Origin of the sequence: Synechococcus sp. PCC 6312, from assembly GCF_000316685.1 — a bacterium.
In the GTDB taxonomy this organism is placed as follows: Bacteria; Cyanobacteriota; Cyanobacteriia; order Thermosynechococcales; family Thermosynechococcaceae; genus Pseudocalidococcus.
Map to the genome: position 1 here is coordinate 2,129,433 of NC_019680.1, position 15,941 is coordinate 2,145,373.

Here is a 15,941-nt window from a genome sequence, read left to right on the forward strand (position 1 = left end):
CGGCTCGTGATGGAGTGACTTTACCAAATCCCAGGCCTGGTCATTGTTCTAGCTCTGTGCCACGTCCCGAAAAATCTACCCCACTGTTCATGTTTCTTAATTCATGCCCCTGGCCAACAGCCCATGACCTCCACCCAGCCCCGTCCCTTCTCCCGTAAACCCCCCCGCCCCCGTTCCACCCGCCAGATTAATCGTTGGTCAAAATGGTTGCAACCCGGCCTGGTGGTCAAACGCTGGTTACTAATCAGTGCGGCAGGAATTATTTTAGTTAGCCTGGGCCTGGCGATTAGCATCAAACTCACGCCCATTTTCTTTACATTTCAATTCATTGGCAAGTTAGTCCAGGCCTTTGCTGAGGTCTTTCCAAGTTACATCAGTGGCCCGATTGCCATTTTGATCGGCCTGTTTTTAATTTGGTGGGGACAATCGCGCACCTTAGGCTCCATTACGGAAGTGCTTTTACCAGATGGGGATCGGGAGCTGGTGGATCGCCTCTTGACCCATCGGCGTTTAGGACGGGGGCCCAAAATCGTCGCCATCGGGGGAGGAACTGGGCTTTCGACCTTATTACGGGGCTTAAAAATTTACAGTGCCAACATTACCGCAATTGTCACCATGGCCGATGACGGGGGCTCCTCTGGGCGGTTGCGGCGGGAAATTGGGGTGCTACCACCAGGGGATATTCGCAACTGTTTGGCGGCCCTCGCGGATGAAGAAAGATTAATTACAGAACTTTTTCAATATCGGTTCGAGTCTGGTGCAGGCCTAGAGGGGCATAGCTTTGGCAACTTGTTCATTACAGCCATGGAAAAGGTGACAGGTGACTTGGAGCAGGCCATTGCCGCCAGTTCCCAAGTGTTGGCCATTCGTGGGCAAGTCTTACCCGCTAGTTTGACGGATATGACCCTCTGGGCTGAGTTAGCTGATGGGCGATGTGTGCAAGGCGAGTCGAATATTACTGAAGCCGGTGGCCGGATTATCCAAATTGGTTGCCATCCCCCCCACCCCCCCGCCCTCCCCAAAGCGATCCAGGCCATTGAGGACGCTGATTACATTATTTTGGGCCCGGGGAGTTTGTTCACCAGTATTGCCCCGAACCTGCTCGTCCCCGATATTACGGCCGCCCTCCTCAATCGCCACTGTCCTTGTGTTTATGTCTGCAATATTATGACCCAGCCCGGAGAAACCGATGGCTATAGCGTTGGGGATCATATCCGGGTGTTAGATCATGTGTGTGGGGAGCGGGTCTTTGATGCGGTCTTAATGCAAAAAACACCCCCTAGCCCAATTACCCAATCTCGCTATCAACTCAATCATTCCCAACCCGTCACCATTAATCGGGAGGAGTTACGGGAACTGGGCTGCCGCCTAATTTTGGCCGATGTCATGGTGGAGAACCACGCCAAGAAGTTAGTCCGCCACGATTCGGCCAAGTTGGCTCAAGTGTTGATGAAGTGGTACGAGCGGGTGGGTAGTTTAATTGGCTATGACTAAGGCTGAGGATTTAGCTCACCGGTAGGCCCAGCATGGCTCGCATCGTCAAGGTGACAAAGGCTAAACTCCCGACTAATAACCCCACTAAGGCAACGGCGGTAACTGGTTTTTTGAAGAGGGGAATGAGGGGTTCAACCAGATTCCAAACAACGCCCAATAAGACTGTAACGAAATAGCGCTGATAACGAAAGACGTTTTGCCAAAATCCTTCCATGACAGATTTTTCTCTAGATATTCGGGTAGTTGCAAGGATGGCTGAGGAGAGCTTCTAGCTCAGACCAATTGTATTTTATCGTGGAGCGCAGGGGCAGATCCGGAGATGGCAGCGACAACTGTAACAATAAATTAAGTAAAGTAACCATAGGGATGCTTGCTTTTTACATCGATATTTAGCCGCACCAGGCCTGGAGAATTGTCATGGAAATCTGGGAAAGTCTCAAAATTGCGGTGGCCACCTTAAGTGCGAATCGGCTGCGAAGCGGTTTGACCATGCTGGGGATTGTGATTGGGAATGCCTCGGTAATTGCCATGGTCGGGGTTGGCCAAGGGGCGGAACGCTATGCTGCGGGTCAGTTTGAATCTCTCGGCCCCAATACCTTGTTTGTTGTCCCTGGTTCCCCTCAGGCTCGCAATCGTACCTTTGATCTGCCTCAAACCTTGGTTCTAGCCGATGCTAAAGCTATTGCTCAACAAGTGCCTTCGGTGAAAGAGGTGGCGCCCCAAATTCAAAGTCAACAGCGGATTACCTTTGATAGTCGTAACTTGGCTGGCCTGGTGGTTGGAACAACGCCGAATTTTTTAACGGTGCGTAGTTTTGAAGTGGATCGAGGGCGATTTATTTCCGATGCAGATCTGGCTCGGCAAAATCGGGTCGTAGTCCTTGGCTCGGAGATGGCGAATAAACTCTTTGTGCGGCAAGACCCCGTTGGGGAATCCATTCGGATTAAGGGCATCACCTTTGAGGTCGTTGGGGTTTTGAAGGAAAAAGGCGCTTTCCTGGGAAATAACCAAGATGAAACCGCTTTTATTCCGATCACCACAATGGCCAACCGAGTCGTTGGGACACGATCCCCCTATGGGATTCCGTTAACGTTTATTTCTATTGCGGCCAATGATCAACAAAGTATTGATGCCGCTAAGTATCAAATTACGAATCTGTTGCGCCTGCGCCACCAAATTGTTAATGAGGATGACTTTACTATCCAAACTCAAAAAGAAGCCTTGGAAATTATTGGGAATATCTCCAATGCTTTGACCCTAATGTTGGCGGCCATTGCGGGTATTTCCCTTTTGGTGGGTGGGATTGGAATTATGAATATTATGTTGGTTTCCGTCACCGAACGCACCCAGGAAATTGGTCTACGCAAAGCCATTGGAGCGACCCAAGAAGATATCCTCTGGCAGTTTATTATTGAGGCGATGATTTTATCTGCGTTGGGTGGGTTGATTGGCACAGGCCTGGGGGTTGGTGGTGTGATGTTAATTGGGGCGATTACTCCCTTAGAAGCGGGGGTGGCTCCAGCGGCCGTGGCTTTGGCAGTGGGGGTTTCTGGGGGAATTGGCTTATTCTTTGGGGTTGTTCCCGCCCGCCGCGCCGCTCAGTTAGACCCAATTGTGGCCTTGAGAAGTGCTTAGTCAAGTCAGGTATCGAGCAAAACTGGAATTTACAAGCTGACTGTGTAGATTACTTGTGGTTCCCAGGCCAGGGATGATTGCGAGCCTGTTTCCTGCACCGAGTAAGTTTCCCGTTCCAGGCCCACCTGTAAACTACGCATTGGATCGACACCTGTGGAGATGAGAAACTCTAACTGACGCAGCCATTTTCCGCTGGTGAGTTGCTCCAGAATATTTTGCACAGCTAAGAGGTAGGGGTGTCCAGGTTGTTGATACCAATTTGGCGCGGCCACATCCGGTTGATCCAGACCAAGGTGAAAGACTAAATCTGTCTCCCCAAATAGGGCCTGGGCCACTGGACGGGCTTCTTCTTGCAGGAGTAAGTGCTGGGCCTGGGCTAGATAACGCAGTTTTTCTAAATGCTCATAGCGTTCTGTAACGGTTGCGGGTGGTTGTTGCCATTGAATTGCCACCGTAACTAGATAGGTTTGCAGGAGCATATGCCCTAGTTTCTCGGCTTTGGTGGCCAAGTAGGTGGAGTTAAAATCATTGGCTTCAATTAATAATGGCACTCGATCGACAACTTCCAGGCCATAGCCCTTCAAACCAGCAATTTTGCGGGGATTATTGGTAATCAGGCGAATTTTTTTTACCCCAAGATCATTGAGGATTTGCGCCCCGACCCCATAGTTACGCAGGTCAGCCGGAAACCCTAAATGCTCATTTGCCTCAACCGTATCCAGGCCCATGTCTTGGAGGGAGTAGGCCCGCAGTTTATTGACTAAACCAATCCCCCGTCCCTCCTGCCGCAGATAGACCACCACCCCTTGTCCGGCACTTTCCAACATTTTTAGAGCAGCCTGTAACTGCATCCGACAATCGCACCGTAAGGAGCCAAGGGCATCGCCGGTCAAACATTCCGAATGTACCCGGACTAAAATAGCCTCTTGACTAAAGGTTTCAGGATTCCCTTTGACAATGGCAACGTGTTCTGACTGGTCTAGGCCATTGCGATAGGCATAGATTTGAAACTCCCCATATTCTGAGGGCAATTTGGCGATGGCTTCCCGATAAATAAATCGTTCATGTTGGAGGCGATAGCTAATCAAATCCGCAATGCTAATAATTTTCAGGTCGTATTTTTGGGCGTATTGAATTAATTCTGGTAGGCGGGCCATTGAGCCATCGGGATTTTGAATCTCACAGATCACTCCTGCCGGGTATAGCCCTGCTAACCTCGCCAAATCTACCGCCGCCTCTGTATGCCCCGCTCGTTTCAGCACCCCCCCTTCTCTGGCTCTTAAGGGAAAAATATGGCCGGGTCGGCGTAAATCACTGGGTTGGGTCTGGGCCTGGATGGCAACTTGAATCGTCCTAGCTCGGTCTTCGGCAGAAATTCCCGTGGAAACCCCCAAGTGCGGCCCGGCATCAATACTGACCGTGAAGGCGGTTTGATTACTATCGGTATTGGTGGTTACCATCAGGGGCAAATCCAGTTGATCCAGCCGCTCTCCCTCCATGGCGAGACAAATCAGTCCCCGGGCATTGACCGCCATAAAGTTAATCAGGGCTGGTGTGGCAAACTGGGCCGCACAAATTACATCCCCTTCGTTTTCCCGGCTCTCATCATCCACGACGACAATGGCCTGGCCTTGTTTTAATGCCGTCAGCGCAGAGGTAATGGAATCAAATTCAAAGTCAGATTCAGAGGAGTGAGTCACAGTGGGAATGAGAATTCGTAAAATTTCTTAACAACTTTCTTGATCTGATCTTAGCGGTTTTCGGAGTGGGTTTTGTTATCTTTAGCAGAGTTATCGTCAAATCGCCAAAAACTCAGCCAGGGGAAAGTGGGGCAACAATCATGACTCAAGTGGAAGCCATATCAGTCGCAATTGTTGGGGCCTCTGGTTATGGTGGTGTGCAACTAGTCCGGCTCCTCCTTGAGCATCCCCTAACCACAATTACCTATCTGGGAGGCGAGGGCAGTGCGGGGCGACCCTATAGTGATTTCTATCCCCATTTGCAGCATTGTCTGGACTTAACCGTTGAAGCCGTGGATGTGGATGTCATTGCCTCGAAAGCCCAAGTCGTCTTTTTGTCCCTACCCAATGGCCTGGCCCTGGAAATCGCCCAACCGCTGTTAGCAAAAGGCTGTAAAGTCCTTGACCTTTCGGCAGATTATCGTTTTCGAGACTTAGCCACCTATCGCCAGTGGTACGGTACAGAGCGTCAGGATGATGAACTTGCCGCCCAGGCCGTGTATGGTTTACCCGAACTCTATCGCGATAAAATTGCCCCGGCCCAGTTAGTGGGTTGCCCCGGCTGCTATCCCACGGCCAGCTTATTAGCTCTCTCCCCATTGCTGAAACAGGGCCTGGTTCTCCCAGAAACCGTGATTATTGATGCTAAATCTGGGACATCCGGTGGCGGCCGGCAAGGGAAAATTAATCTCCTTTTAGCTGAGGCCGATGCCTCCCTTGCTGCCTATGGTGTCGCCCGCCATCGCCATACCCCCGAAATTGAGCAAATTTGCAGTGATTTAGCAGGGCAGTCAGTAAAAGTCCAATTTACCCCCCATCTCATCCCGATGCCCCGCGGGATTTTGGCGACAGTCTATGCAACGCTGCGGGATCCCGGCCTGGTGCGAGAAGATTTAATTACGATTTTCCAAGCCTTTTATCGCAATTCTCCCTGGGTGAAAATTCTGCCACCGGGAATTTATCCCCAAACTAAATGGGCCTGTGGGACAAATCTCTGCTACATCGGCATTGAGGTAGATGAGCGCACCGGACGGGTGATTATTATGTCTGCCATTGATAACCTGATGAAGGGCCAGGCCGGACAAGCGGTGCAGTGTCTTAACCTCATGTCGGGCTGGTCAGAAACCCTTGGTTTACCACAGTTAGCTTTTTATCCTTAGGTGATTGTTTGCCGTAACTGTTAAACCCAGAATCGGCCGGCCAATGTCCAGGGTTTTCAGTTGCCGCCAATGGTGACTGTGACGCTATAGTGTTAAAGCTTTGGCAATATACATCCCAAGGTTGAGGCAGCCTGTGGCCAGTGTTCAAGAACTTTTTTATGCCTTAGAGCAATGGGCCAATCAAATTGTTGTGGCTCAACTCACTGACCTCAATCCTGTTAGCATTGCCATTATTTTTATGGCCGGATTACTCACCAGCCTTACCCCCTGTACCCTTTCGATGTTGCCGATCACCATTGGCTATATTGGCGGGTATAACGCGGAAAATCGCCTACAAGCAGCTAAACAATCGGCCTGGTTTGCCCTGGGTTTAGCCACAACCTTAGCGATTTTGGGAATTATTGCAGCGTTGGCGGGAAAAATCTACGGCCAAGTGGGGCCGGGGCTAACCATTGTGGTCAGTTTAGTGGCGATCATCATGGGCTTAAATTTGCTCAATGCTTTGCCAATTACTTTACCCACTTGGCCAGGCCTGGAGGAACTTCCTGAGCGGGTTCCCAAGGGATTGAGATCCTATGTGCTAGGAGCAAGTTTTGGCCTGGTGGCGGCTCCCTGTAGTACTCCCGTATTGGCAACTCTCTTGGCCTGGGTGGCAGCGAATCAAAAACCTGTGGTCGGAGCCGGATTATTACTTGCCTATACAGTTGGTTATGTGTTGCCTCTGATCATTGCGGGTACATTTACAGCCAGTATCAAAAAGCTCCTAGCCCTGCGTCAATGGTCGGCCTGGATTACCCCAGCGAGTGGTGTGCTATTGGTCGGTTTTGGCGTGGTTTCCTTAGCTGTGCGGCTATTGCCGAGGGTCTAGATTTTGGCAACGGGTAAACTCTATCTAATTGGCGCGGGGCCTGGGGATCCTGACCTATTGACAGTGAAAGCTCAACGCTTGATTACCCAGGCCAATGTGATTTTTTATGCCAACTCCCTTATTCCCCCGGAAATCCTCAATTTAGCCCAGGCCGACTGTGAACTCATCCCCACTGCAGATCAGATTCTAGAAACTGTCCTACCCCTAATGATCGAGCGCGTCCAGGCCGGGCAATTAGTCCTCCGTTTACAATCCGGTGATCCATGTCTCTACAGCACCCTCCACGAACAACTCCAAGCCCTAGAGCAAGCAAACATCCCTATAGAAGTAATTCCTGGAATTAGTGCCTTTCAACTAGCAGCGGCCAAGCTCCAAGTCGAACTCACCATTCCCGAACTGGTTCAAACAATTATCCTCACCCGTATCAGTGGCCGCACCCAAGTTCCAGCCAAGGAAGAATTAGCTCACCTTGCCGCCCACCAGGCCAGCCTATGTCTATACCTCAGTGCCCGCCATGTTGAAAAAGCTCAAGCTGAATTACTTGTTCACTATCCCCCTGATACCCCTGTGGCGATTTGTTTTCGGTTGGGCTGGCCTGATGAGCAGATTCATGTGGTTCCCCTCACCGAGATGGCCAACGTCACCCAGACCCATCATCTTTATCGAACAACGTTGTATTTAGTGACTCCGGCCTTACGACCTGATCGGGGCAACCGTTCGCAACTCTATCACCCTAACCATCCACGTTTGTTCCGCAGCCAGGCCATGAATCAGACTCAACCATGATCAGCATTTTGATAGAGGAGTCTGACGGATTACAGCCCAGAGCAAACACTCTACAACTACTCTGCCCCCTCAATGGACACAATTAACGACATGCGTTCGTAAATCCATGCTGTAGATCATCGCTCAATTCATGCTTTAACTTATTATTTGAAAATATTATATAGACCTATAGCATTACCCATTTAGAATTGAGCTAAGGACAAGTCAGAAAGCGCTTTTTAGTCAAGGCTGGGAAGATTTCTATTCACCCAGAACAGTCTGCGTAATGCTATAAGACTTCGGTGCATTATTTTTGGGATTTCTGCCACAACAGATTTACAGTTCTCAAAATGCTGAAAAAGAGAGGACTTAATGCCAGGCCAGGGTTGGGGTAAACAAATCCGATTGACGCTGACGAAACTCTAATACGCTCTGATTCAGTTCGGTCATATTAATCAAAAAGGCATCATGGCCGTGGGGGGAGTTCAGCCAGGTTAGTTGGGCATTGGGAATCAACTCTGCCAATTCTTCCTGTTCGCTGGGGGGATAGAGAATATCCGTATCAATGCCAATGACTAGGGTCGGTTGCGAGATGCTTTGGAGAACCTGAGGATAGGATTTATCAGCCCGAGTTAAATCATGGCGATCCATGGCCTGGGTCAGGGTGACATAGCAGTTGGCATCAAACCGTTCAACGAACTTTTCCCCTTGGTAGTTTAAATAGTTGGCAATCCTAAAATCATTGGCCTGGAAGGTTCTGCCATAACGCATTTGAAAACTATCCCACGACCGATAGGTATTCATGGCGATCATCCGCGCCACCGCCAGGCCTCGGGCCGGAGTTTGGGTGTAGTAGCCGTTTTGCCAGTGGGGATCTGCATAAATCGCTTGCCGTTGGGCCTCATGCAACCCAATACACCAGGCCGAGTGTTGCCCAGAGACCGCAATCGGAACAATCGCCCTGACCATTTCCGGATATAAAACCGCCCACTCCAAGACCTGCATCCCGCCTAGGGAGCCACCGATGGCTAGTCGTAACTGCTTCACCCCCAAGGCTTTGAGTAACTCGGCCTGGAGATGCACCATGTCGCGAATCGTAATCGCGGGGAATTCCGGGCCATAGGGAGTTTGGGTTAACGGGTTAATCGAAGTCGGGCCGGTCGTGCCATAGCAACTGCCGAGAATATTGCTACAAATAATAAAATCTTGGGTCGGATCCAAACAGCGGCCTGGGCCTAACAAAGGTTCCCACCATTGCTCAACATCGGCAGATCCGGTAAAGGCATGGCAAACCAGCACCCCATTATCGCCACTCGGATTAAGCTGACCCCAGGTTCGATAGGCCACTTGCACCCCGGTTAAGGTTCCCCCCAACTCTAAAGTCAAGGGCTGGGGATGCTGATAGAACTGGGTTTCTGGCGAAATGATGGCCTGGTAACGCATCTCTATCCCCCGGTAATGGCCTCAATGGCAGCAAAGGCCTGGATAAAGTCGGCTTTAATGTCCTCGATATGCTCAATCCCAACCGAAACTCGAACTAGATCTGGCGTGACTCCGGCCAATACTTGTTCCTCAGGGCTGAGTTGTTGATGGGTGGTTGAGGTGGGATGAATAATCAAGGTTTTCGCATCCCCGACATTGGCCAAGTGACTCGCCAGTTTGACCGCATTGATAAAGGCCCGCCCCGCTTCGTAACCACCCCTGATGCCAAAATTTAACACCCCGCCAAAGCCATGCTGGAGATATTTTTTCGCCTGCTCGTAATAGGGATGATTAGGCAAGCCCGGATAGTTCACCCAGGCCACTTGGGGCAGCGTTTCTAACCACTGAGCCAGTTCTAATGCATTGGACAAATGCCGATCCAACCGCAGCGAAAGGGTTTCCAGGCCTTGTAAAAACAAAAAGGCATTAAACGGACTTAAGGCCGCCCCAATATCCCGTAAGCCTTCCACCCGCGCCCGAATGATAAAGGCAATATTGCCAAAGGGACTCTGGGGGCCAAAGGCATCATAAAAATTCAAGCCGTGATAGCCCGGAGCTGGTTTGGTAAACAGCGGAAACTTGCCATTACCCCAGTCAAATTTGCCGGAATCAACAATCACGCCCCCAATGGAAGTCCCATGGCCGCCAATCCATTTCGTCGCCGACTGGACAACAATATCGGCCCCATAATCAATCGGCCGGGCCACATAACCCGCTGCACCAAAGGTATTGTCCACAATCAGGGGAATGCCATTTTCGTGGGCCACATGGGCGAGGGCGGCAAAATCAGGGATATTAAACTGGGGGTTACCAATGGACTCGACATAGAGAGCTTTGGTATTTTCATCAATCGCGGATCGGAAATCTTCCGCCTCATCCCCCGCCACAAATTTCACCCCAATCCCCAGCCTGGGTAGGGTAACTTTGAACTGGTTATAGGTACCGCCGTATAAATAGCTTGTCGAAACAATGTTATCCTCGGCCTGGGCAATGTTACTGATCGCCAAAAACTGGGCCGCTTGACCACTCGATGTCGCCAGAGCCGCAACTCCCCCTTCCAACGCCGCAATCCGTTTCTCAAAAACATCCGTGGTCGGGTTCATGATCCGGGTGTAGATGTTGCCAAATTCCTCTAAGGCAAAGAGTCTGGCCCCGTGGGCGGCATCATCAAAGACATAGGAGCTGGTTTGGTAAATCGGCACAGCCCGCGCATTCGTTCCGGGGGCCGGTTCTTGACCCGCATGCACTTGGAGAGTTTCAAAGCGATAGGATGAACTCATAATGACCCTTGGCGAACAATTTAGACCTGATTAATTCCGCTCCCCGGTGCTGTCGGACGTTATTCCTAAAAAAAACTGAAGCCGACTCCAAACAACACTGCAAGCAGGAACGTGTATAGCCCATCCTAATCAAAACCCTGTAAATCGGTCAAGTTTTTGTACTTTATAAATCTGGAACCGCTAGAATTACCTGGAACCTCTCGATCCAGGCCTGAATGTTGTCATCGCTAATACATTTTCTTGAAGGGTGGTTTTCTATGATGGCGGTAACTTGAGGGGGATGTGAGGCTTTCGCTTAGTTAGAGATTTAATGTTGATCCTGTGAATTTCCATGAGTAACTCCGTTGAACTGCCGCCAACCAGCCAGGATGAAAAAAATCCACCCAGGAAAAAGAACCTCAACCGGATTCGGGATCATTTGGCTAACGAGCGAACCTACCTGGCCTGGATGCGGAGTGCTGTGGCCCTGATGGGGTTTGGGGTGCTGATTGTGCGTTTACGGATTTTGCGGCCCCCTTTGGCCATTCAACCCCCGGGAAATGGTTGGCGTTTGGGTTTGGCCTTTGCGGTGGTGGGTCTGATTACTGTTTTGCTCTCAACGCAGCATTATTTTGTCGTGCGTGACGATATTGAAAACGATACCTATGAGCCGCCCGACCGCTGGGTAATTATTTCCAGTTTGAGCATTATTCTGTTGGGCGTAGGGGTCTTTTACTATGTCTTTGCCGCACCCCTGGATGACCTCGGGACAATTGTGCTTGATTAAATCCTCATCACTTAGAGTTGACGCGTTCCCAGGCCTGGGTAGGTTTACTGTCAGCAATCGATCAACGATTTGAACTTGGATCGGAGCAGTTTTGAATTGCCACTCATGATATAGTCTCATAACACTATCGAGTTACGGGATTTTGAAGGAGGTATCCGCATGAGTCAGGTTTTAGCAGAGGTTTTGGCGGCAAATCAGAGCTATGTTGAGAATTTTGGCGATAAGGGTGAATTACCGTTACCCCCAGGCCGACGTTTTGCGATTTTGACCTGCATGGATGCCCGTCTGGATCCGGCGAAATATGCTGGCCTGGCAGAGGGAGATGCCCATGTGATTCGCAATGCAGGAGGACGGGCCAGTGATGATGCGATTCGCTCCTTGATTATTTCCTACAAACTTTTAGGCACACGGGAATGGTTTGTGATTCATCACACCAATTGCGGCATGGAGCTTTTTACCGATGAGATTATTCGGGGCCTCCTCAGCCAAAGTTTAGAAACTGCAATTGTTGATGAGTCTGGTTGGCGGGATGTAGGTCAAGAGCTTAAGTCTGAATTTGCCGATGAGGCTCGGTTTATTGATTGGTTGACATTTACGGATTTGGCTAAAAGTGTAGTTGCTGATGTTCAACGAATTCGCCGTCATCCCCTTGTCCCCAGCAATATCCCGATTTATGGGTTTATTTACGATGTCAAAACTGGGCAGTTAATTGAAGTTCCTAAAGCCACCGAAGCAGGTCAAGTTAGGGCTGGATTTTCACAACTCTAGAATATATTCCTGGATTGTATTTAACCCACAAGTGTCCAAAAATAGCCATCAGGAGCCATAAAGGAAAAGCTGGGTTCTTGAAACTCATTCTGAATAATTTCTGTGACTTGGGTGGCTGCACTAGCTTTAACCCGCTCCCAAAACTCGGAAATGGGTTGAACTCGATAGGTATAAAGAGATATCCCCAACTGGCCTGGGCGTGACTCTAGCAGCTTATTTTCTAAAGCCATGGCCTGGGGAAAGCGAATCACTTTGAGGCGACCGGATCGGACTTGACTTATATCTGTTACCGATGAGCGTGGATCGTCAAAATCAGTGGTGTAGTAATAATCTCCAGGCCCCAGATCCAAAATCGGTCGAGCAGCGGGGTTATCTTCATAGCGATCCACCAGGCCATCCCGTGCCCGCAATAGTCCTAAAACTTGATCATAAAAATCCAGCACCTCGCTACTATCATCTTGAATCACCAGGCCAACATGGGTGATTTGACTCGTTTGGAAAAAAGAATGGGGGTTAACGGAGCCGTAGTGAGGTAATTGATAGTTAAATCGCTGGAAGAAAACGTGACGGGTCAATGGGGTCAGCCACAAACTTTCACGCACTCCCAATAATGGGTCAACCCAGGCCCGGGCAGGAGTAGCTGAAGCATAAATTTGACTCCAAAGAGGCTCGGTGTAGCGATAGGTATCAGGAGATCGCTGGGCCAGAAGTTCAAAGTGATTGAGAAGATTCAAGAGATCATTGGTTAAAGTCGTTCCCCAGCGATTCCCGATCACCTTCATTGAAGCCAAACCCAGGCCAGGCCCCGTCGGGCTTTCCCAGGCCATGAGTCGAAGTAAACCATGATCGGCATTTTGATGAAGCAGTCTGACGGATTGCAGCCCAGAGCGCACACCATACAACCGCTCTGCACCCTCAGGAGATAACCGTCCAATCTCACCGATCCGATAACCAAACTGCTGCCAATACTGCACCTGAGCCAGTAAATCCAGTGTGCCAATCCCCACCTCATAAATGCCTTGAATCGTTCCCATACCTCGCCTCAAGCCAGTTTTAGAGTCTTAGTCATCCAACACCTAGAGCCGTCCCTGAATTAGCCCAGACTTAACCATTGCATAAACTTCAGTCTGTATGCGAGAATCAAAAACTAATGTACAGTAACTCACTCGGTTTTTAGTATTTTAAGTAGGTCGTTTATGTCTTTATCTCTATCCCAGCCTCCTATCTCTCAACAGCGTGTCCCCATCACCCACCAGGCCTGGAGTTGGCCAAGACGGTTTTGGTGGTCATTCCAATCCTTGTTAACGGTTGCCAAACTTTTACCTCTGATTTTTGCCAGCCTTGTCTATCTGGGCCTATGGTCTTTGGGACGGCAACTCACGGGTAAGAAAAAAGCAACCTTGGCCCCATACCCCCAATATTCATCCCAAATTTGAGTTTTTCGTTATGCTCTGACATATTGGAACCCTCTGGGCAAGTTAAGTCATGACCAAAAACATCGGGTTACGTCCCGCCATCCTGTTCGTGGGGCTTGCCAACCTCAGTTACTTTTTCGTGGAATTTTGGGTTGCCCGACACATCAACTCAGTTTCCCTATTTGCCGATAGTATTGATTTTCTCGAAGATGCCGCCGTTAATTTCCTCATCCTTGTTGCCTTAGGCTGGCCTGCAAAAACACGAGCATTTGTTGGGATGTTCCTCTCGGGTGTGCTGCTGATTCCGGCGATTGCATTGGCCTGGGCCGTCTGGCAGAAATTTGCTACCCCAACACCACCGGAACCTTGGTTATTGTCTGGCACTGGCCTGGGTGCGCTGGTTGTTAATCTGGTCTGTGCCTTTGTCATCTCTAAATATCGCCATCACGAGGGCAGTTTAGTTAAAGCGGCGTTTCTTTCGGCCCGGAATGATGCCTTGGCCAATATTGCGATTATCGGGGCTGGCCTGGTGACATTGCTCTGGTTATCTGGCTGGCCCGATTTAATTGTGGGGATTGGAATTTTAATCATGAATGCCGATGCTGCCAAGGCCATTTGGAAAGCGGCTAGAGATGAACACACCTTAGCTGAGCCTTAGAAAAGTACCTAAACTCAGTCCCAACGCCTGAATATTCATCTGTTCTCTCAAGTGGGAATCTTGACCAATCGACAATACAGCTATCAACCTTAAACTTTACTTAACCTTGCTCAAACCTTATAATCCCCTTATTCGCCGGGTTTAGTGAGGTATATCTGATGGCGTTAGAAAATACTTTATTCTTCAGCCCGGATGATATATTCACAATTTCGTTGCGTTTGGGCATGGCGTTTTTTGTGGGGGGTGCGATTGGCTTAAACCGACAACAACCCGGGCGACCTGCTGGCCTACGCACCTATATGGCTGTGAGCGTTGGTTCTGCTTTATTTGTGATGCTGCCACTCCAGGCCGGGATTGATCTTAATTCCACTAATGCCTTGAGTCGGACAGTGCAGGGGGTGGCAACTGGGGTGGGGTTTATTGGTGCGGGTTTAATTTTGCAACAGTCAAGTCATGGAGTAAAGCCAGAAGTTAAGGGTCTGACCTCTGCTGCTGCCTTGTGGTTAACTGCTGGCCTGGGAACTGCTGCCGGATGTGGGCTTTGGATTACCAGCTTAATCGGAACATTAATGACCTTGGTAATTTTGAGCGGAGTCAAGCGGATTAAACAAGCTCCCCTGTATCAAGTGCATATCTATGGGAAAGGTAAAAAGAAAAAGACCGCAGCCCCGTTGAAAAACATCTCAGCCTCTACTCCTGACAATTCTAACGATTGATAAAATTTATGGATTTTCCCATGCCGACTTGGAAATTTTAGAGAAAATAAGTTAATCTACTTAATATCTGTCGGCTTTAAGGAATTGATTTGTCCCCCAGATGTTCATGGTCAAGGGAGGCAGACGTTAATCCATTTGCAGAGTTTTGGAATATTGAGTATCATGAGAGCCTTTACCAAATCATTATCCCGTCTCAGTTGGCGGTCACGGCGATTACTAATTGCGGCCGTATTTTTTCTCGCAGTCGTTGCTTTACCTATTACCTGGATTGTCAATGCCACTGCCGCCCCCGGGGCCACAATTCAATTTGTCAGTCCAGACTGGGTGAAGTCCCAAGCAAAAAACTCTAATCTTCGCATTCTCGATGTCCGTAATGCCCCCCTGGAATATATTTCTGGACACCTTCCCAATGCCGTAAATATTGCTGATGCTGCTTTTCGGGGGCCGGATGGTCGCTTGCCGGTACAGTACTGGGATGAAGTTAAACTCACTAAAATCCTAGGTCAAGCCGGAGTTAGCAATAATAGTAAGGTCTTGGTCTATTCGGATGCTCGGGATGTTCTCGGTGCAACGATGGTGGCCTATGTCCTCGAGCGGCTTGGCTTTAAGGATATTGCGATTCTCGATGGTGGCTTTACTGGTTATAAGGCGAGTGGGGAAGTAACCAAAGCCTATCCCAAATATTCTATTGCCCAACCAAAGTTTCAAGATAACCCCAACATTCGCGTCAATCTGGCTCAGGTCAAGCAACTGATTGGTAAGCCTGGGGTGGTTTTTGTTGATCCACGGCCACCAAAGCTCTTTAGCGGTGAAGAAAATGTCTTTATCCGGAATGGTCACATTCCCGGCGCACGGAATATCCCTTGGCCCACGTTCACAACTGCAGATAACCCGCACAAACTCAAGTCCTTGGATGAGATCAAAGCGATTTTAGCCAGCAAAAAAGTTGACCCCAGCCAAGATGTGATTGTCACGTGCAGCACCGGCCGGGAAGCTACCTTGCAATACATTGTCCTGAAGCACTTGCTCAAATACCCGAAAGTCCGCATCTATGAAGGCTCTTGGACTGAGTATAGTGCCACCGATTTACCCGTTCAAACTGGCCCTGATCCGATTGGTTAGTGGTCTAATAGATTGTTGAGGCTGTTAGCGTTCGCTCCTAAGTTTTTTGTTGAGGTTTTGCTTGTGAAAATCC

At 49.5% G+C, this 15,941-nt stretch carries 16 protein-coding genes; 11 read left to right on the top strand and 5 right to left on the bottom strand.

Going from position 1 to position 15,941, the window contains the following annotated elements; translation table 11 throughout:
- Positions 1–123 precede the first annotated feature (123 nt).
- Complete coding sequence (gene yvcK / locus SYN6312_RS10425; RefSeq protein WP_015124838.1) at positions 124–1,494, top strand: gluconeogenesis factor YvcK family protein; 1,371 nt, start codon at positions 124–126, stop codon at positions 1,492–1,494.
- A 10-nt stretch (positions 1,495–1,504) separates the two neighbouring features.
- Here the strand turns inward: yvcK and SYN6312_RS10430 are convergent, their stop codons facing one another.
- Positions 1,505–1,708, bottom strand: a complete 204-nt coding sequence (locus tag SYN6312_RS10430) for a DUF751 family protein (protein WP_015124839.1) — start codon at positions 1,706–1,708, stop codon at positions 1,505–1,507.
- Between the two features lie 203 nt (positions 1,709–1,911).
- On the opposite strand from SYN6312_RS10430, the gene SYN6312_RS10435 reads away from it, so the two are divergent.
- On the top strand, positions 1,912–3,129 hold the full coding sequence (locus SYN6312_RS10435; protein WP_015124840.1) for an ABC transporter permease: 1,218 nt from the start codon (positions 1,912–1,914) through the stop codon (positions 3,127–3,129).
- 29 nt (positions 3,130–3,158) lie between these two features.
- Here SYN6312_RS10435 and ribBA read toward each other — a convergent pair whose 3' ends face one another.
- On the bottom strand, positions 3,159–4,829 hold the full coding sequence (gene ribBA / locus SYN6312_RS10440) for a bifunctional 3,4-dihydroxy-2-butanone-4-phosphate synthase/GTP cyclohydrolase II (RefSeq protein ID WP_015124841.1): 1,671 nt from the start codon (positions 4,827–4,829) through the stop codon (positions 3,159–3,161).
- A 140-nt stretch (positions 4,830–4,969) separates the two neighbouring features.
- Between ribBA and argC the strand changes: the two genes are divergently transcribed.
- The 3 genes from argC to cobM all read left to right on the top strand — a co-directional run bounded on the left by argC (position 4,970) and on the right by cobM (position 7,682).
- On the top strand, positions 4,970–6,028 hold the full coding sequence (gene argC / locus SYN6312_RS10445; RefSeq protein WP_015124842.1) for an N-acetyl-gamma-glutamyl-phosphate reductase: 1,059 nt from the start codon (positions 4,970–4,972) through the stop codon (positions 6,026–6,028).
- A gap of 133 nt (positions 6,029–6,161) precedes the next feature.
- Complete coding sequence (locus SYN6312_RS10450) at positions 6,162–6,896, top strand: cytochrome c biogenesis protein CcdA (RefSeq protein ID WP_015124843.1); 735 nt, start codon at positions 6,162–6,164, stop codon at positions 6,894–6,896.
- A 3-nt stretch (positions 6,897–6,899) separates the two neighbouring features.
- A complete protein-coding gene (gene cobM / locus SYN6312_RS10455; RefSeq protein ID WP_015124844.1) occupies positions 6,900–7,682 on the top strand; it encodes a precorrin-4 C(11)-methyltransferase in 783 nt (260 codons plus the stop codon).
- 348 nt (positions 7,683–8,030) lie between these two features.
- Here the strand turns inward: cobM and metX are convergent, their stop codons facing one another.
- Positions 8,031–9,104 carry a homoserine O-acetyltransferase gene (gene metX / locus SYN6312_RS10460; RefSeq protein WP_015124845.1) on the bottom strand — a complete coding sequence of 358 codons (1,074 nt, stop codon included), beginning with the start codon at positions 9,102–9,104 and terminating at the stop codon, positions 8,031–8,033.
- 2 nt (positions 9,105–9,106) lie between these two features.
- Positions 9,107–10,423, bottom strand: coding sequence for an O-acetylhomoserine aminocarboxypropyltransferase/cysteine synthase family protein (locus SYN6312_RS10465; protein ID WP_015124846.1), 1,317 nt, complete (start codon positions 10,421–10,423; stop codon positions 9,107–9,109).
- 331 nt (positions 10,424–10,754) lie between these two features.
- Here SYN6312_RS10465 and SYN6312_RS10470 point away from each other — a divergent pair, with 331 nt between their 5' ends.
- A complete protein-coding gene (locus tag SYN6312_RS10470) occupies positions 10,755–11,189 on the top strand; it encodes a YidH family protein (protein ID WP_015124847.1) in 435 nt (144 codons plus the stop codon).
- Between the two features lie 159 nt (positions 11,190–11,348).
- Positions 11,349–11,957, top strand: a complete 609-nt coding sequence (locus SYN6312_RS10475) for a carbonic anhydrase (RefSeq protein WP_015124848.1) — start codon at positions 11,349–11,351, stop codon at positions 11,955–11,957.
- 20 nt (positions 11,958–11,977) lie between these two features.
- On the opposite strand, the gene SYN6312_RS10480 is transcribed toward SYN6312_RS10475, so the two are convergent.
- Positions 11,978–12,991: a hypothetical protein gene (locus SYN6312_RS10480; RefSeq protein ID WP_015124849.1), complete on the bottom strand. Its 1,014-nt coding sequence runs from the start codon at positions 12,989–12,991 to the stop codon at positions 11,978–11,980.
- 162 nt (positions 12,992–13,153) lie between these two features.
- Here SYN6312_RS10480 and SYN6312_RS10485 point away from each other — a divergent pair, with 162 nt between their 5' ends.
- From SYN6312_RS10485 to SYN6312_RS10500, 4 genes are all read left to right on the top strand, one after another.
- A complete protein-coding gene (locus tag SYN6312_RS10485; protein WP_015124850.1) occupies positions 13,154–13,393 on the top strand; it encodes a hypothetical protein in 240 nt (79 codons plus the stop codon).
- Positions 13,394–13,442: 49 nt separating this feature from the next.
- Positions 13,443–14,030, top strand: coding sequence for a cation transporter (locus tag SYN6312_RS10490; protein WP_015124851.1), 588 nt, complete (start codon positions 13,443–13,445; stop codon positions 14,028–14,030).
- Between the two features lie 158 nt (positions 14,031–14,188).
- Positions 14,189–14,746, top strand: a complete 558-nt coding sequence (locus SYN6312_RS10495; RefSeq protein ID WP_015124852.1) for an MgtC/SapB family protein — start codon at positions 14,189–14,191, stop codon at positions 14,744–14,746.
- A 162-nt stretch (positions 14,747–14,908) separates the two neighbouring features.
- A complete protein-coding gene (locus SYN6312_RS10500; RefSeq protein ID WP_015124853.1) occupies positions 14,909–15,868 on the top strand; it encodes a sulfurtransferase in 960 nt (319 codons plus the stop codon).
- The last annotated feature ends 73 nt before the right edge of the window (positions 15,869–15,941 follow it).